Origin of the sequence: Calothrix sp. NIES-2100, assembly GCF_963875285.1 — a bacterium.
Taxonomy (GTDB): Bacteria; Cyanobacteriota; Cyanobacteriia; order Cyanobacteriales; family Nostocaceae; genus Aulosira.
The window spans coordinates 9,542,311-9,559,475 of the sequence record NZ_CAWNLA010000001.1; the positions used below are offsets into that span (position 1 = coordinate 9,542,311).

The window sequence follows — 17,165 nt, forward strand, 5'->3', positions numbered from 1 at the left end:
AAGGGGTGGGGTGACGACGGCGTTGCAATCCAGTTAAAGAATAAGTGGGCAAGGGGGGAATAATCATGTCTAAACCAACCATTTACACAGTCGGCGGGACGGTGCAGGCTGGTGGTGGGATTTACATTCCCCGCCAAGCTGATGAGGAATTATTGAATTTATGCCGGGACGCAACTTTTGCTTATGTCCTCACGCCGCGCCAGATGGGCAAGTCGAGTTTGATGGTACGCACGGCGCAAACATTGGCAGAGGAGGGGATACGGGCTGTTATTGTTGACCTTCAGGAATTGGGGGCGCAGGTTACAGCAGAACAATGGTACTTTGGCTTTTTGGTGAAGCTGGATGACCAACTCATGTTTAATACAGATGTGGTGAGTTGGTGGCAAGAACACGAATATTTGGGAGTTTCGCAACGGCTGACGCTGTTCTGTCAGCAGGTGTTACTGGCTGAGGTAAAGGAACGAGTGGTGATTTTTGTCGATGAGATTGATACCACTCTCAGCCTAGAGTTTACAGATGATTTCTATGCAGCGATTCGTTATCTCTACGTTGCCCGTGCGACTAATCCTGAGTTTCAGAGTCTCTCTTGGGTCTTGATTGGTGTGGCAACTCCCAGCGATTTAATTCGCGATCCCAGGCGCACGCCGTTTAACATTGGCCAACGTGTGGATTTAACTGATTTTACTTTTGAGGAAGCTTTACCCCTGGCTGATGGATTGAGTTTGCCTACGGAGGAGGCAAAGCAAGTGCTTCGGTGGGTGCTGAAGTGGACGGGGGGACACCCATATTTAACCCAGCGTTTGTGTGGTGTTTTATTAAAACACATGAAATCTGAAGGATTAGAAGCAGCAGGACAATCTTATGTTTTTAATGAAGTCCTCATAGACCAAATAGTGAGCAGCACTTTTTTTGGTGTGATGAGTATGCAAGATAATAACTTGCAATTTGTACGCGATATGCTAGTTAAGTGGGCACCAGAGAAGATTTATCTCTTAAGTACATATCGAAAGATCCGCCAAGGTAAGCCTCCCATTTCCGATGAAGACCAATCTTTTATTATATCCCACTTGAAGCTTTCAGGTATTGTAAGACCCAAACATGGTTTTTTATGTGTACGGAATCGTATCTACCAAGAAGTTTTTAATAATAAGTGGATTCGAGAAAATCTGCCAGCGAAATCCTGGACGATAGAACAAAAAATTGGCTATGGGTATGTTGTAGCAATTGGAATTGCGTTGAATGGCTCGATCATAGGTTTGGTAATCGCAAACTATTACCGGGGAAGAGAAGTTAGGCAATTTAACCAAGCTCATGAGCAAAGTCAACTACTTACCAATTATAAAAACGCAGTTATCGGGGCACAATTATATAGCTTCAACTTAGTCGCAGTCTTAGAAGATCCACAAATATTACAAACTAAAAAAGCTGACTTTCTAAAAAGTGTAGAGAAAGCTAAGCGCTTCGAGTCACAAATTAATGGTTTTATTGACGCACAACCTCAAGCATTAGCAGCAACAATTACTACTTTCGAGGCTTTATTGGAGGATTATGCAACTAACCTAGACTCTTATGTTAATCAGATAGAGCCTGTGTTGCGGGAGATTGATGCCAAAAACGTGCAGCCGCAGAAAATTGACTCAGTCCGAAAGCGGTTGCTCAAAATTATGCACGGCGACACAGCTATGCGGCTAGAGCAGCTTTCTCAAACACTGACTAACATTTTAGAAAATGCTGAAGTTAAAGAGGTCGAAAGGACAATCTCTGTAGAGCATACTAAAGGAGTTGAGAGATTAATCGTGACTGTGAGTATGCTGGTGTCATTTGCGATCGCGTCCATTATAGCTTGGCGAACTAGTCGCGCTATCAGTCATTATATCAATACCAATTCTAAAGACATTCGTATTAAATAATATTGACAAATTCAGTAATATCATCGCCCATTTGGTTTTAGAAAATAGTGCGATCGCATTTCCTCGTCTCAAACATCAGTTTAATCTCAGCCGCTTGCTTGGTAACCAACGCGATCGCTTTCATCACGAACGTGGTTATGTTGGTAACGAACGCGATCGCTTTCATCACAAACGTAATTAGATTCGTCACCAACGCGATCGCTTTCATCACAAACGTAATTAGATTCGTCACCAACGCGATCGCTTTCATCACGAACGTAATTAGATTCGTCACCAACGCGATCGCTTTCATCACGAACGTCGTCATGTTCTCGATGAACGTCGTGATTTGAGTGAGTACAGCTGATGAAATTTTGCGATCGCTTATCTCAACCATCATCGGCAACAGTGTATGTCTTACCACCGTAGGCATTGCATCCACTCACTCTCAAGCTTCATTGAAAATGCGATCGCTATCTAAATAATTTCAAGACTTTCAAAAGATGGGTGACCTGAGATTCGAACTCAGAACCAGCGGATTAAGAGTCCGATGCTCTACCGTTGAGCTAGTCACCCATACGAAAAGTGATTATAGCAAATTCCTGGCGGCTTTACTAGTGCTATATCGGTGAAATATTTAGGCTATGGGGAATTTGACGATAAAGGTAGTTCCCCCGGCTACACTTTCTACGTGAATTGTACCGCCTAAATGTCTGACCATTTTCTGTACTAATGCTAGTTCTAGTCCAGTCCCGCTATGTTTCCAAGGGTCGTTTTTGGCAATGTGATAAAACGGCTCGAAAATTCTTGCTCGTTGTTTGGCAGATATTTCTAATCCGGAGTTGTGGAAACTAATCTGCATCATATCTGCTATCAATTGCACTGATACTGTAATTGTTTCTCCCGCAGGTGTGTATTTGCAGACATGGCTCAAAAGTTCTGTGACAATGCGCTCTAATTCTGTGAGATCTGTTTCTAATGCTGGCAGTGCTGTTTCAATATCTAATTTTAAATGCTGTCGCTGACAAGCTGTCACTTCGCGAAATGACTCGACTATGGGGGGAAGCCAGGTTTGGATGTCGATGGCGATCAGGGTTTGGCGATCGCATGGGGTTTGGTTTTGGGTAAGTGTCAGTAAGTCGTGAATTAATTTGCTACCTCTTCCACACTCGCTATAAAGAATCTGCAACAGTTGGGAAACTATGTCTTTATCTGCAAGTTTCTCGATTGTCAGCAAACCTTCCAGGGTTTGGGCTGCAAGGCTGATGCTGGTGATCGGTGTACGCAGTTGTTGGGCTAGGGTGCGGAGAAATTGGCTGTTGAGGCGATCGCTAGTTTCTAATTCTTTCGCCTGGCTTTGAATCACTTCATGCAGCCGAGATTTGCGAAGGGCGATCGCACATTCATTGGCGATTTGCGCCACCATGCAATTTTCCCATTGATCAAATGGCTGTTGTCTGGCGCGAATCACCCAAAGATTGCCGATTATTCCTTGAGCATCAAAAATCGGATAAGCTGTCTGGGTAATTACTCGCAATTTTGGTTGCCATTCCGGTAAAATTTCCAACGAATGCAGAGGTTGTTTTTCTAACAGTCGTTGATAAACTTCGGGAAAGTCTGCAACTGTTTTACTCAATCCTTCACAGAAAGGTGGGCTATTGCTGTACTCATAGGCAATGGTTGCTATGGTGCAATCACGATCATAGAGTTCAATGTGACAGCGATCGCTTTCGAGTAATTCGGCTAATTGCGAAATTGCTGTTGCTAGTACCTGGCTTGCGTCTACATTGTCGCGGATTGTTTCAGTGATGCGTCGCGTTAGTGCTTGGAATTCCTGAATTTTCTGCAACTGGGCTGTATAGTTATGTCTTTGCAACTCTATCTCAGCTTTGAGCTGTTCTACTTGCTGCTGAAGTTCTGTCTGCTGCGCCGCAATGGCGATTTGAGTTGCTAAGTGCTTGAGTAAGTCAATTTCTGAATCTTGCCATTGATGGGGTTTACCGCAATGCTGGGCAATTAATAGCCCCCATAACTCTTGCTGTACAATAATTGGTACAACTAAATTCGCCCTCACTTGCAAAGAAGCGAGAAAATCTATTTGGCAAGGATGTAATCCAGCTGCATAAATATCTTCAATTACTTGGATTCCACCCCGTTTATAGCGATCGCGATTTTTGCTGCTAAAGCAAGGATCTGTGATATTTTTATCCAGTAACGAGCCGCTAGCAGCCACAGTAGCTTCGGCAACGATCGTATCCTTGCCATCAGCCAAAAAACGGTAAACTAAAACGCGATCGCTATCTAATAAATTCCGCGCTTGTTGAACTATCTGTGAGAGAATTGTCTCTAACTCTGGAGATTGACCAATTTTTTGGGCGATCTCTTCTACTAATTGCGCTCTTTGCTGCCCAAGTCTATCAATAACCTTTCCCTGCTTTGCCGGAGTAATATGACTACTAGTGCCAATTAGTCGGTAAATCCTGGAGTTACCATCCCGCAATGGTGTCAGAGTCGTACTCCACCAAGTCTTCACTCCTTGAAATTGCAAACATTGTTCGTAGGAAATGGTTTTGCCAAAACGCACGCAATCACTATAATGCTGGCGTACCCTAGCCGCATCCGTTGGTGATAGGATATCCTCTGGTCTTTTACCTTTAAGCTCATCTGAACGAATACCTATCCATCGTTCATGAGTAGGGTTAAGCGCCACATACCGAAAATCCCCATCTTCCAGAACATCAACCACAAAAATAGATGCTTGCCCAGAATCATATATGCTCAGTAGAAACTGCTCACTACTACTTTTATCCGCATCTGTTCCGAAGAGAAAATAAGGCGGTGATAGTGGTTTCATCTCTACAATTGATTCAGATTGATTAATATTCATCAGAGAATCCCTGTCTGGTATTAGTTACTCATCTAGGCGCTCTCTTATTTTTAGTGTTGTAAAAATGCTCCTTAGCGCCTCAAGCAAAGGATTGTCAGCCCTTATTTATTGATATTTTGTTTCTATTTGCTATTTACAATCAAAAATCTCGAAAAGCCTATATAAATAAGCTGAAAAATTTCTTACTCATGGAAGGCGAAAATGAATGGCTAAATTAGTGTAAAGAGATTTCGAGATTTGACTGTTAACATTTCCTTAAGATTTTTGCACGTATTGTATGTATAAGCAAGCAGGATCGTCAAGAATTGTGATAATTCTTCATAGATGGGGGTTGACGGTTGACGGTTGACGGTTGACGGTTGACGGTTGACGGTTGACGGTTGACGGTTGACGGTTGACGGTTGACGGTTGTACGGGCGGGTTCACAGATATCCTCGTGGATCAACAATGATCTAAATAAACCCGCCCCTACAGACTGTTGCCCCATGTCCCATGCCCAATGCCCCATGCCCAATGCCCCATGCCCAATGCCCCATGCCCCATGCCCAATGCCCAATGCCCCATGCCCAATGCCCAATGCCCCATGCCCATTAACTATTGACAATTAACCAATTGATATGCATTCATACCAGTGAGAATTGCAACTACCAGCCAAGCGATCGCTAAACCGATGACTTCGCCTAAAAATATTTGGGTAATTTGGCGTAAAATTATCCCAATAGCGGAACCAATAGACATAGCGATCGCCCAACTAACTGGGCTAATGAATATCCAGCGCCACGCTAAAGGAACTGATTGGTAAATTGCTAACCATTGAGCTAGCCCAATGACAAAACCGCCGACTGCGCCGTAAAATGCAGCCATGAGGATTCTTTGGGGAAAGAACTGAGTTGTAGGTACAATCCAACCCAATACACCCAAACCCATAATTGCGATCGCTATCCAACCGACTACAGTGAAAAACAACCATTTGCTAGCAAAGCTGGTGTGTCTGAGAATGAGACTTTGAGCTACTGCGATCGCTAGTGCGCCAATAACAGCTTGTAGAATCCCCACATCGGGCTTTTCACCAATTTCAATGAATAGCAAACTCACCAAAAAACCGCTAAAAGTGGCGATCGTCCATTGTAATGTAAAGCTAAATTGAGTTTTAGCAGGCGCAAACAGCATCAAATTCTCTTTGGTAGTAGGATTGGTCTTGTAGCTTTAGCCTCAAATATCTGTTGAAAAGCCCTGCGTCGCTGTTGTGGTGATTCCGGCGAGATATAACCCCATAAACTTTCCCAGTAAAAAAAAGAAATACCAGGAAATTCGCGATCGCGCACTACCTTCACCTGTTCTCGAATTTGCGCAATATCCACAGAATTCCGTAAAGTTCCCGTTGTAATTCCAATACCTACAGGAATTTGACTGCGCGCAAATTCCACCGCAGGCTGTTCTAGTTCTCGGATAAAACTACGTTTGTCATCGCGATATACCTGCAAAATCAACTCATCCACCAAACCTTTTTTGATCCAATCTTCCCAATTTTGTAAGTAGTATTTGTAAGCAAAAGCTTGAGAGTTGGGAGACAAAGAAATTTTGGCATAAGGTTTAACCGCCTTCACCGCTTGATAAATTGCTGCCATGAAATCAGTAATTTTATCAGATCGCCAACGCATCCATTCTGGGTTAAAAGGATTTTTTGGCGGACTTTTACCTTGATGTTCTTGCTGATAAAGTTCAACAGTAAAAGCATCGTAACCAAACTGTACTGGCATCCCAAAATGATCGTCAAGCTGAATACCATCTACATCATAATTACTCACAACTTCCACAATTAGCTCTTGAATAAACTCCTGAACTTGCGGATGTAGAGGGTTCAGCCAAGCTTGCTTACTAGTATGATTATTTTCGATTTCCTCCGGGGGAATTTCTTTAACTGATTTGATACCTTCTTGCCCAATTGTCAACCAATCCGAGTATCTCTTTGCTAATTCCGAATTAGATGGAGTCATCAACCCATATTCAAACCAAGGGATAATACTTAAACCTTTAGGTTTAGCAAGTTTAATAAACTTGTCTAAAACATCCTGTCCACCATGCACAATTTTCAGAAAAGGTTGGGTATCTATACCTATAAATCTCTTGGCAACCGCACTATTATAAAAAGTATGTCCCCGATTCCAAACTACAGGATAAATCGTATTAAAGTTCAGTGCCGAGAGTTGGTTAACAGCACGGTTAATACCCCAAGGTACAAATAACACGCCACTAGCAACATTAGTTAGCCAAACCCCACGAATTTCTGTTGTGGTTAGATGACTGGCTTTTTGGTCATTAACTGAATGAGAAGGAAGCGAAAATGTGATTAAAATTAGAATTAATCCCAAACACAGCCAGTAACAAAAATAACGGCGGGCAAACCGATTCATCTGTGGGTTTGACTTACTTTTAAATGGATACAAGGAATATATATAACTACAAAATAAAATGCAAGAATCCGGATTATGTATTCATATCTAAATAATTCGTAATTCCTAATTCGTAATTAAGTTAACGTGAATTATAAAAACCTCACCCATTTAACCTCCCTCTTATTCAAGCAAAGGGAGGAGTAAGGCTAAATTAGGCTTTTTGCTCCTCACTAATAATAAAAGCTACTCCTTTCCCCTCTCATTTTAGCAGAGGGGCTAGGGGTGAGGTTAATCAAGAACTCGTCACCTATTTAGGTAAGAACAAATGACAAATGACAAATGACAAATGACAATTAAAATCTTTCCACACCTTCAAACTGCTTGACATTTGCAGCATTGGCCGCTTCACCACAAGTGCGGGGTGTCGGAAATATCTTTTCTGGATTTGCTAAACCTTTAGGGTTAAATACTTCCCTTACCCATTGCATAGTTTCTAAATCAGTTTGGCTAAACATATCTGGCATATAACATTTTTTATCAGCACCGATACCATGTTCACCAGAAATGCTACCGCCTACTCTGACGCAAAGTTTAAGAATTTCTCCGCCTAATTCTTCCACTTTTTCTAATGCTCCAGGAATAGCATTATCATAAAGAATTAGTGGGTGAAGGTTTCCATCACCTGCATGAAACACATTTGCTACACGGTAACCAAATTTTTCACCTAATAACTCAATTTCTTGTAATACATAGGGTAATTGTGTCCGGGGAATTACCCCATCTTGAACATAATAATCTGGACTTAGATGTCCCGCAGCTGCAAAAGCAGCTTTGCGCCCTTTCCAAAGTTTTAAACGGGTTTCAGGATCGCTAGCAGATGTCACACTACGCGCACCATTCTGTTGACAAATTTCGATTATTCGCTGTTTATTCCCGCCAACTTCTACTTCCAAACCATCAATTTCTATCAGCAAAATTGCCGTAGCATCGCGGGGATAACAATTTGTAGCGACAACATCTTCCACAGCATTAATACTAAAGTTATCCATCATTTCCATACCACCAGGAATAATCCCCGCGCTGATGATATCGGAAACCGTAGCCCCAGCCGCTTCTACACTAGTAAAATCTGCCAACAATACACAAATTGATTCCGCAGTTTTGAGGATTTTTAGCGTAATTTCTGTAGCAATCCCCAAAGTACCTTCCGAACCCACAAATATACCTGTTAAATCATAACCAGGCATTTCCGGAATTTGTCCTCCCACATCCACAATCTCACCATCGGGAAGCACTAGTTTTAATCCTAAAACATGGTTAGTAGTTACACCATATTTCAGGCAATGTACTCCACCAGAATTTTCCGCGATGTTGCCGCCAATTGAGCAGATAATTTGGCTAGAGGGGTCTGGTGCATAGTAAAAACCAGCACCACTTACAGCTTGTGTCACCCAACTATTAATTACCCCTGGCTGCACAACAGCCCTTTGATTTTCTAAATCAATGCTGAGTATTTGCCGCATTAAGGAAGTGACAATTAAAACTGAATTTTCCAGCGGTAAAGCACCACCAGATAAACCAGTTCCAGAACCCCGCGCAATAAAGGGAAGGGAGTATTGGTTACATATCTTCACCACCGCCGCAACTTGTTCTGTCGTTCTCGGTAGTACAACTACCGCCGGACGTTGGCGATAGGCTGTTAAACCATCGCATTCATAAGTAATTAGTTCCTCTCGTCGTTGTACCACGCCATTTTTACCAAGAACAGCCTCGAAAGCGCTGATGATTGGTTTCCAGTTACGTTGTTGTTTATCTTGGGTGAGCATAAGTGGTTTGTTATGGGGATGCACTCATCGCCTGCAAATGCATGGCTAATGCTAAAGATTATTGTGACAGGAGTTACAAGAGTGCGATCGCATCTTTGGCTTTGATTTGTATCACTTAATGACCATGTATTTCTGGCGTTTCTCAATCAGAAGGTAATTAAGGCTGATGCATACGAGTGCGTCTGCAAGCTTTGTCTCAATTGATTATTATTCTTTATAAGATTTATATTTTTTATTGATAAATATAAACTTTCTTTACTTTACTTAAAGTTTCTTATACTATAGCCTACATGAACCATATACCTGACTAGTACACAAAAGCTGAAGTCTAAAGTCTCAAATGAAAGCCGTATAGTCAGCCTTAAGGCGATTTGTAATGAGAGCTTTATTTACGCCGTGCTGTACTAAGTAGAACGGCTTAAATAATTCACGCTATGTCATTGCGAATGAAACGAAGTGGAATGTAGACGCGTTAGCGTTAGCGCAGCGTTAGCGAGTCTTCGAGCGTCAGCGGTAGCGACGTTCGCGTAGCGTCTCCCCTTGGGAGAAGGAGCGTCAGCGGCTTCCCGAAGGGTAGCAATCTCAAGTGTTATGTCGATTTTACAATCTGTTACATAGTTAGGTTTATTCTCACCGACTTACTTAGTTAAAGTGTAAGCAGTTTTGTAAATACGCTTAATTCTAATCAATTGTCTAGTTCCTCCTTATCTACCTCAAGTAATAGCTAACATTTCCATCATGAATATCTAGAGCTTGTAAGCGTCAGACTTACTGGTGTACAGAATAAATGTACCTCTAGATAGATGATCTCAATTCTCAGAATAAAAAGTTCAATTAGTGCTAAATAAAAATGATAATTAAACCTAAAGTATTAGGAAAAGTTTTTAATAAGTAGGGCGGTGCAATTAAACATAACTGGCGAGGACTGTCATTTGTCATTTGTCATTGGTAAGGGTTTCAAGCCAATTTACGTTTCGTAACATAGTTTGGTTTTTTTCCACCGACTTACTTACTTAAGTATAGGTTTCAGTGGTATTTATCTGAGTGCCTGCACGAATTAAAATTTCAAATATATACTACCTTTAACACTTACTTTGTATCTGAATTGGTATATCTTATTTTCAACATTTAACTATTTATTATAAGTTTTGACTATCAGTTAAAACTGTGGATAATTGCAACACAGCCAAACTAAATACTCCTCAGTCTGAAAATTATTTATCTTTAACTTTAAATTAACTTTAACGCTCAGAAGCTACCACTGAGGCTGCTTTTAGCATTGGTTACTGAGTTTACTTATGAGTTTTACTTATTAATAAATACCGAAAAAATTGTCAGAAAACCGTATTGCTCAATACATTTTTTCTGATAAAAATTAGATGATACATATCATTACCTGAGAGCGATCGCCTAAATTTTAGGTCTCCTAATATTTAATCAAAAAACTATTTTCTGTAACATTTACTCAAAATTCTAATAAATTAATTAAAATCACCACTTATAAGAAAAATTTAAGCTTTTTTCCGATTGAATTACTGAATCATAAACAATTGATAACTGCTGAATAACTATTTAAGATTTTAATGGTAACTATTAAACTTTTAAATAGTGGTAAATATTCTATTCCTCAATTTAAAAAGTTTTTATAATGCTCAGATTTTGAGCAAATTACCCGCAAGCTTGCCAGCGTCAAATTCCAACTTTATCTAATCATCTGACAATAAATTTCCCATTCACAATAAATTTACCATTCAATAAATATCCCATTGCTGTGAATGCAAGGTAAAAGTAAAAGTCGTTTTGAATCCAAAAAAAATGGATAAGTCATTTTTTGCATTTTCCCATAATGCTTGAGATTTCAATATCTAGGAAAAGAACAATTCTATGAAGATTGAAAATCAAAAAATCGGCACTACTTATTGGGAGTTAAGTAATACAAATATGATGACAATTCCCGGATATCAAATCACAGCAGTGATTTATGTAGGATCAAAGACGGTTATTTATCGAGGTTATAGAGTCTGGGATCAAAAACCAGTAGTCATGAAAGTAGTGAACAAGGAGTATCCTACCCTGACTGATATCGCCAGATTGAAGCATGAATATGACATTACTCAGGCTATTAATATATCGGGAGTTGTCAAGTCTTATAGTCTGAAAAATTATCATGGCTCTCTTGTACTTATCCTGGAAGATTTTGGTGGAGAATCACTCCATCAATTTATGAAGATACAAGAATTAAAAATCAACGAATTTTTGTCAATTGCCATGAAACTGGTGGAAACACTAGGTGAATTACATAAAAATCGGATTATTCATCAGGATATCAAGCCGCAAAATATTATTATTAACTCGCAAACAGGCGAGGTGAAAATTACAGATTTTGCGATCGCTTCTCGACTTTCCAGAGAAATCCAGTTCATCTGTAATCCCGATTGCCTAGAAGGCACACTAGCTTATATGTCGCCGGAGCAAACCGGGCGAATGAATCGGTCAATAGACTATCGTACAGACTTTTACTCCCTAGGTGTCACCTTTTATGAACTGCTCACCCAGCATCTACCATTTGAAACTACCGATGTCATGGAGTTGGTTCATTGTCATCTTGCTAAACAGCCTGTAGCACCTCATGAATTGAATCCAGGTATTCCCAAACCAATTTCAGCTATTGTCTTAAAGTTGTTAGGCAAAATGCCTGAGGAACGATACCAAAGTAGCTATGGATTGATAGCCGATTTGCAAAGATGCCTTACTCAGTTGCGCGAAACTGATCAGATTCTCTGCTTCCCACTTGGACAGCAGGATATTTCACCAATTTTCCAAATTCCACAAAAATTATATGGCAGAGATCGAGAGATTGAAACATTGTTGACTGCCTGTGAAAGAGTATTCAGGGGAGACAGCGAAGAATTATCTTTGTATTCCCCATCCTCTTTTTCGCAAATGATGCTCGTATCTGGTTATTCCGGGATCGGTAAGTCCGCATTGATACAAGAAGTTTATAAACCGATTACACGGCACAAAGGATATTTTATCTCTGGGAAGTTTGACCTGTTGCAGAGGAATATTCCCTACGCTTCTTTAATTCAGGCATTTCAGAAATTAATTCGACAGTTGTTGACAGAAACTGAGGCACAAATTGCTATCTGGCGGGAAAAAATTTTAGCTGCCTTACCTATCAATTGTCAGGTGATTATTAATGTAATTCCTGAAGTCGAACTCATTGTAGGTAAACAGCCTACTGTACCAGAACTAGGAGCGACAGAATCGCAAAATCGCTTTCATTGGGTTTTGCAAAACTTCATCCATGTGTTTACCAAACCCGAACACCCGTTAGTGATTTTTTTAGATGATTTGCAATGGGCAGATTCTGCTTCCCTAAAACTGATCCAGTTACTGATGACAGAATCAGATAGTCAATATCTGTTCCTTATTGGTGCTTATCGAGACAATGAGGTCAGTGCAACTCATCCATTGATGTTGATCTTAGAAGAAATTCAAAAAACCAATGCGATTTATTGTGGTCAAAAGATTTATCCTAGCGTCAATCATATTGCGCTTTCCCCTTTAAATTTGACCCATGTGATCCAGTTAATTGCAGAGACGCTACATTGCGATGAATCAAGGGCATTACCCTTAGCAGAACTTGTGATCGAGAAGACGCATGGTAATCCTTTTTTTGTGAACGAGTTCTTAAAATCTTTGTACATGCAAGAGCTAGTGGAATTTGATTTTAATCAGGGAGTATGGCAGTGGGATATCGCGAAAATTCAAGCCTCACAAATTACAGATAATGTCGTTGAGTTAATGGCAAGCAGAATTCAAGATTTGTCTGTTCAAGCACAGCAAATTTTAAAGTTAGCTGCTTGTATTGGTAATCAATTTTATTTACAAACTCTGTCAATTGTGTATAAAAAAACTGCGATCCAAACCGCTCATGATTTATGGGAAGCAATTGAGTCAGGGCTAATTCTGCCACTAGGAAATGAAGAGCAACTGCTGATTGCTGAGGACTGGGCAAATCAAGAAACAGAAGGAGAGTTAAAATTTCCAATTGAGAATATTTCATCTTTGATATCTTACAAGTTCTTGCACGACCGCGTACAGCAAGCTGCTTATTGCCTAATTCCAGAAAACCAGAAGCAAATCGTCCACTTACAAGTAGGGTATCTGCTGCTAAGAAATAATGAATATACACTAAATGAGAAAATATTCGACATTGTCAATCAACTCAATTTTGGCATTCAATTAATTATCAATCAATCAAAACGCCATGAATTGGCAGAATTAAATCTCATTGCCGGGAAAAAAGCCAAGGCATCCGCCGCCTATAGTTGTGCAATGAATTACTTGCGGGTGGGGATGAATTTGTTAGAGTCATCTAGTTGGCAAGAGCAGTATGAACTGACACTGGCACTGTATGTAGAAGCGGCAGAAGCAGCATACATCAACGGCGAGTTTCCGGAAATGGATCGGTATATTCAAATAGTTTTACAACAAGCAAAAACTGTGCTTGACAAAGTAAAAGTGTATGAAATAAAGATCCAATTTTATGCTGCTTGGAATCAGATGCAGGGAGCGATAGAAACAACCTTAGAAATTTTGGATTTGTTAGATATTAAATTTCCCCAAAATCCCAGCGAGTTAGATGTTAAACAGAGTTACGAAGAAACAAAACAGGTATTAGCTGGTAAGGAACCTTTGGAGTTAATTAACCTACCAGAGATGACAGATGATAATAAAATAGCAGCAATGCGGCTGATGACGAGCGTGATCATCAGTGCTTATAATAGCGTACCAATGATCTTCCAATTGATGGTATTGCAGCAAATTAAGCTGTTAGTTCAGTATGGTAATGCTGCGGTTGCTGCCACATCTTATGCTTGGTATGGTTTATTTTTAGCGGGGATTGTTGGAGATATTGATACAGGTTATCAATTTGGTAAACTTGCCTTAGAAATTTTAGATAAATTTGACACTAAAGAATTTCAAGCCAAGACAATTGTTGCTTTTAACATATCTATTAAACATTGGAAACAGCATATTCAAGAAACTTTGAATCCTTTGCTGCAAAGTTATCAAATTGGCTTTGAAATGGCAGATTTTGAATATGCAGCTAGAGCCGCTTTCCATTATGGTTGTCACTCTTATATTTCGGGCAGATCATTGATAGAGACTGAACAAGAAATGGCAAAGTACAGTCATGTAATGATTGACCTAAAACAAGAAACTATGCTTTGTAAAAATGAAATATTGCGCCAATCAATCCTGAATCTACTTGGCCGAGTGGAAATTCCAATTGGGTGGGATCGGGGAGATTTCAATGATGAAATAGTTCTGGAATATTTTTTGTCAGCCAATGTTCGCGTTCGCAGTTCAATTTTTATTTTTGCGATTAGCAAGTTAATAGTTAGTTACCTACTGCAAGATTTTGCTAAAGTTACTCAATATGCAGTCCTAGCAGAGAATTATTTAGATAGTGGATGTGCATTTATTTTAGGAGCGATCTTCAATTTTTATGATTCTTTAGGCCAATTAGCAATGTATGCGGATGCCCAAGATCCTGAGAAAATGCATATTTTGGAGAAGGTGCAAACTAACCAAGAAAAAATGCAATTCTGGGCACACCATGCGCCAATGAATTTTTTGCACAAATTTCATTTAGTTGCCGCTGAAAGGCATCGGGTTCTTGGTGAACAAGCTCAGGCAATGGACAACTACAATCGTGCCATAGATTTGGCAAAAGAACATGGATACATCCAAGAAGAAGCCTTAGCGCAGGAACTGGCAGCAAAATTTTACCTGGCAAAAGGCATGACTAAAATTGCCCAGGTTTACATGATGGATGCCCATTATTGTTATCAGCAATGGGGAGCCACAGCGAAAGTTAAACAACTAGAAAACACTTATCCCCAGTTACTTTGCCGACAATCGGGTAGAGTTGAAAAAGTCTCTAGCAGCATAACTCAAACTTTAAGTCGCCTCACAACTTCTTCTAGCACTGAGACTGGTGTTTCAGACGCGCTGGATTTGGCAGCCGTGATCAAAGCTTCCCAGGCGATCGCAGGTGAAATCGTTTTCGAGAACTTGCTGGCAACATTGATGACGATAGTTATTGAGAATGCTGGAGCTACCAAAGGCTTCTTCATCCTCTCCCGGAACGGTGAACTGGAGATTAATGCCATCAAGGAGGCGGATAACGATGCAGTCAGGGTTGTGCGATCGCTACCAGTGGACAACAGTGATTTACTACCAACAGCGATCGTCAATTATGTGGTGAGAACCCAATCTGATGTCGTGCTTACGGATGCTACTCGTCAAGGACTATTTATCAGCGATCCATTTATTAGACAACATCAACCCCAGTCAGTTCTTTGTGCGCCCATCATCAATCAAGGCAAACTCATTGGCGTGCTGTACCTGGAAAATCACCTGATGACAGGTGCATTTACGCCCAACCGCCTGGAAGTTTTGAAAATCTTAGCTTGCCAAGCGGCGATTTCAATTGAAAACGCACTGCTCTACCAAACTCTGGAACAAAAAGTGCAGGAGCGTACTGCCCAACTGGCTCAAGTCAACACCGATTTAGAAAAAAGGAACTTACTGATTCGCCAAGTCTTTGGACGTTATCTCAGTAATGAGATCGTAGCCAATTTGCTGGAAAGCCCAGAAAGATTGAAACTTGGCGGCGATAGACGGAAAATGACTATCCTGACTTCTGATTTAAGAGGATTCACAGCAATATCAGAACGATGGCAACCAGAAGAAGTAATTACTATCCTCAACATTTATTTTGAATACATGGCAGATGTAATTACCCAGTATCAGGGCAGCATTAATGAATTTATGGGAGATGGGATTTTGGTTTTGTTTGGTACCCCCACCTCAAGAGAGGATGATGCTGCAAGAGCTGTAGCTTGTGCTTGTGCCATGCAGTTGGCAATGGGTGCTGTGAATGAAAGACTCAAGGATTTAGGCTTTCCCCAACTAGACATGGGCATTGGCATCAACACAGGCCTGGTAATTTTGGGAAACATCGGCTCAGAGAAACGCACTAAGTACGGTATCGTAGGCAGCCAGGTGAATCTAGCTTACCGTATTGAGTCCTACACCATAGGAGGTGAAATTCTAATTTCCGAGCAGACATTACAAGAAGCAGGATCAATTGTCAGAGTTGGTGGGCAAAAGCAGGTACACCCAAAAGGAGTAAAACAGCCGATCTCTGTCTACAAAGTTGATGGTATCAGCGGTGCTTACAACCTCTATCTGCCTAAAGAAGAAGAGATCTTCTTTCCCCTTTCTGGAATCATACCCATCCAGTACGCAGTTTTGGAGGACAAGCATATTAATGAAATCGTCTTCAAAGGAAATTTAGTTGAACTCTCAACCAAAGGAGCTAAAGTTTATTGTGAAAATGAAGCTGACAAGTCTTTACCACCAGCACAAACAAATATCAAACTTAACTTATTGGTACCAAGTATCCCCGGTGAACTTAAAGAAGATATATATGCCAAGGTTTCAGAAAAATCGGCAGAGTCAGGAAGTTTTTATATTCACTTCAGTGCAAAATACCCAGTTCTAGAGATTCTCAGATGGGTGCAATTAGGTCAACAATTATGCACTTTCCCAACTCCAGTCAACTAAGCTGTAAATAAGCGCAAAATGGTACTGTTTTAGCAACTGGAGAGGAGCTTGCTGGATAAGCAGAAAACCGCGCTCAATTATTAGCACAAATACTTAGGTCTATGAGTATTGATCCAGAAAATATCTATAAAAATTCGCAGGCTGGGCATTGCCCACCACATTCAGGTTTTGCTTGTTAATGCTACTTAACCCGGATTTCTCACGAGATTTTTTCTTCTCTGTGTCTACAGCCGTAGGGGCGGGTTAAGCCAGATAGTCGTAAATTAAGAAAGCATATCTGTGAACCCGCCCCTACTTTTTGTGAGAAATGCGGGTTAATAGTAGGGACTTCAGATCCCCGACTTCTTGAAGAAGTCGGGGATCTTGCTGTTCACGAATGATTGAGGATTGCTATATAATAGCTATACTTCAAAAATCAGATAATGATTTTATATTCTCAATAATTAATAATCTTCAACAAAAGAAATATTCGTCAGATTTTTGATGCAAATATTTCAACTCAGCGACTTAACTAGTCGCTAAT

Annotated in this window: 10 protein-coding genes and 1 tRNA gene; 5 read left to right on the forward strand and 6 right to left on the reverse strand. The window is 40.4% G+C overall.

All coding sequences use genetic code 11. The features are described 5' to 3' along the window. The first annotated feature begins 65 nt into the window (after nt 1–65). The 4 genes from AACU32_RS38875 to AACU32_RS38890 are packed head-to-tail and all read left to right on the forward strand — an operon-like array spanning nt 66 to nt 2,374. Nucleotides 66–1,910: an AAA-like domain-containing protein gene (locus AACU32_RS38875; protein WP_096607539.1), complete on the forward strand. Its 1,845-nt coding sequence runs from the start codon at nt 66–68 to the stop codon at nt 1,908–1,910. A 31-nt stretch (nt 1,911–1,941) separates the two neighbouring features. Further along, nucleotides 1,942–2,091, forward strand: a complete 150-nt coding sequence (locus AACU32_RS38880) for a hypothetical protein (protein WP_339378624.1) — start codon at nt 1,942–1,944, stop codon at nt 2,089–2,091. Beyond that, on the forward strand, nt 2,048–2,242 hold the full coding sequence (locus AACU32_RS38885; RefSeq protein ID WP_339378625.1) for a hypothetical protein: 195 nt from the start codon (nt 2,048–2,050) through the stop codon (nt 2,240–2,242). Before AACU32_RS38880 ends, AACU32_RS38885 begins: the two co-directional genes overlap by 44 nt. Then, nucleotides 2,243–2,374 (forward strand): hypothetical protein, encoded by a 132-nt coding sequence (locus AACU32_RS38890; protein ID WP_339378626.1) that lies wholly within the window; start codon nt 2,243–2,245, stop codon nt 2,372–2,374. It abuts the gene before it with no gap. A 19-nt stretch (nt 2,375–2,393) separates the two neighbouring features. On the opposite strand, the gene AACU32_RS38895 is transcribed toward AACU32_RS38890, so the two are convergent. From AACU32_RS38895 to glcD, 6 genes are all read right to left on the reverse strand, one after another. Further along, nucleotides 2,394–2,465, reverse strand: a tRNA-Lys gene (locus AACU32_RS38895). Nucleotides 2,466–2,526: 61 nt separating this feature from the next. Beyond that, nucleotides 2,527–4,776, reverse strand: a complete 2,250-nt coding sequence (locus AACU32_RS38900; protein WP_096607541.1) for a GAF domain-containing protein — start codon at nt 4,774–4,776, stop codon at nt 2,527–2,529. A gap of 298 nt (nt 4,777–5,074) precedes the next feature. Beyond that, on the reverse strand, nt 5,075–5,380 hold the full coding sequence (locus AACU32_RS38905; RefSeq protein ID WP_339378627.1) for a hypothetical protein: 306 nt from the start codon (nt 5,378–5,380) through the stop codon (nt 5,075–5,077). Next, nucleotides 5,371–5,946 (reverse strand): hypothetical protein, encoded by a 576-nt coding sequence (locus AACU32_RS38910; RefSeq protein WP_096607542.1) that lies wholly within the window; start codon nt 5,944–5,946, stop codon nt 5,371–5,373. Before AACU32_RS38910 ends, AACU32_RS38905 begins: the two co-directional genes overlap by 10 nt. After that, nucleotides 5,946–7,190, reverse strand: a complete 1,245-nt coding sequence (locus AACU32_RS38915; RefSeq protein ID WP_096607543.1) for a glycoside hydrolase family 10 protein — start codon at nt 7,188–7,190, stop codon at nt 5,946–5,948. Before AACU32_RS38915 ends, AACU32_RS38910 begins: the two co-directional genes overlap by 1 nt. A 335-nt stretch (nt 7,191–7,525) precedes the next feature. Further along, complete coding sequence (glcD, locus tag AACU32_RS38920; RefSeq protein WP_096607544.1) at nt 7,526–8,998, reverse strand: glycolate oxidase subunit GlcD; 1,473 nt, start codon at nt 8,996–8,998, stop codon at nt 7,526–7,528. A 1,884-nt stretch (nt 8,999–10,882) separates the two neighbouring features. Between glcD and AACU32_RS38925 the strand changes: the two genes are divergently transcribed. Beyond that, a complete protein-coding gene (locus AACU32_RS38925; protein WP_096607545.1) occupies nt 10,883–16,642 on the forward strand; it encodes an AAA family ATPase in 5,760 nt (1,919 codons plus the stop codon). Nucleotides 16,643–17,165 lie beyond the last annotated feature (523 nt).

What these genes read in the sequence shown, in the direction of transcription:
- AACU32_RS38900 (WP_096607541.1), bottom strand. Translation starts at nt 4,776, where the DNA reads ATGAATATTAATCAATCTGAATCAATTGTAGAGATGAAACCACTATCA.
- AACU32_RS38925 (WP_096607545.1), top strand. Translation starts at nt 10,883, where the DNA reads ATGAAGATTGAAAATCAAAAAATCGGCACTACTTATTGGGAGTTAAGT.
- AACU32_RS38875 (WP_096607539.1), top strand. Translation starts at nt 66, where the DNA reads ATGTCTAAACCAACCATTTACACAGTCGGCGGGACGGTGCAGGCTGGT.
- AACU32_RS38915 (WP_096607543.1), bottom strand. Translation starts at nt 7,190, where the DNA reads ATGAATCGGTTTGCCCGCCGTTATTTTTGTTACTGGCTGTGTTTGGGA.
- glcD (WP_096607544.1), bottom strand. Translation starts at nt 8,998, where the DNA reads ATGCTCACCCAAGATAAACAACAACGTAACTGGAAACCAATCATCAGC.
- AACU32_RS38885 (WP_339378625.1), top strand. Translation starts at nt 2,048, where the DNA reads ATGTTGGTAACGAACGCGATCGCTTTCATCACAAACGTAATTAGATTC.
- AACU32_RS38910 (WP_096607542.1), bottom strand. Translation starts at nt 5,946, where the DNA reads ATGCTGTTTGCGCCTGCTAAAACTCAATTTAGCTTTACATTACAATGG.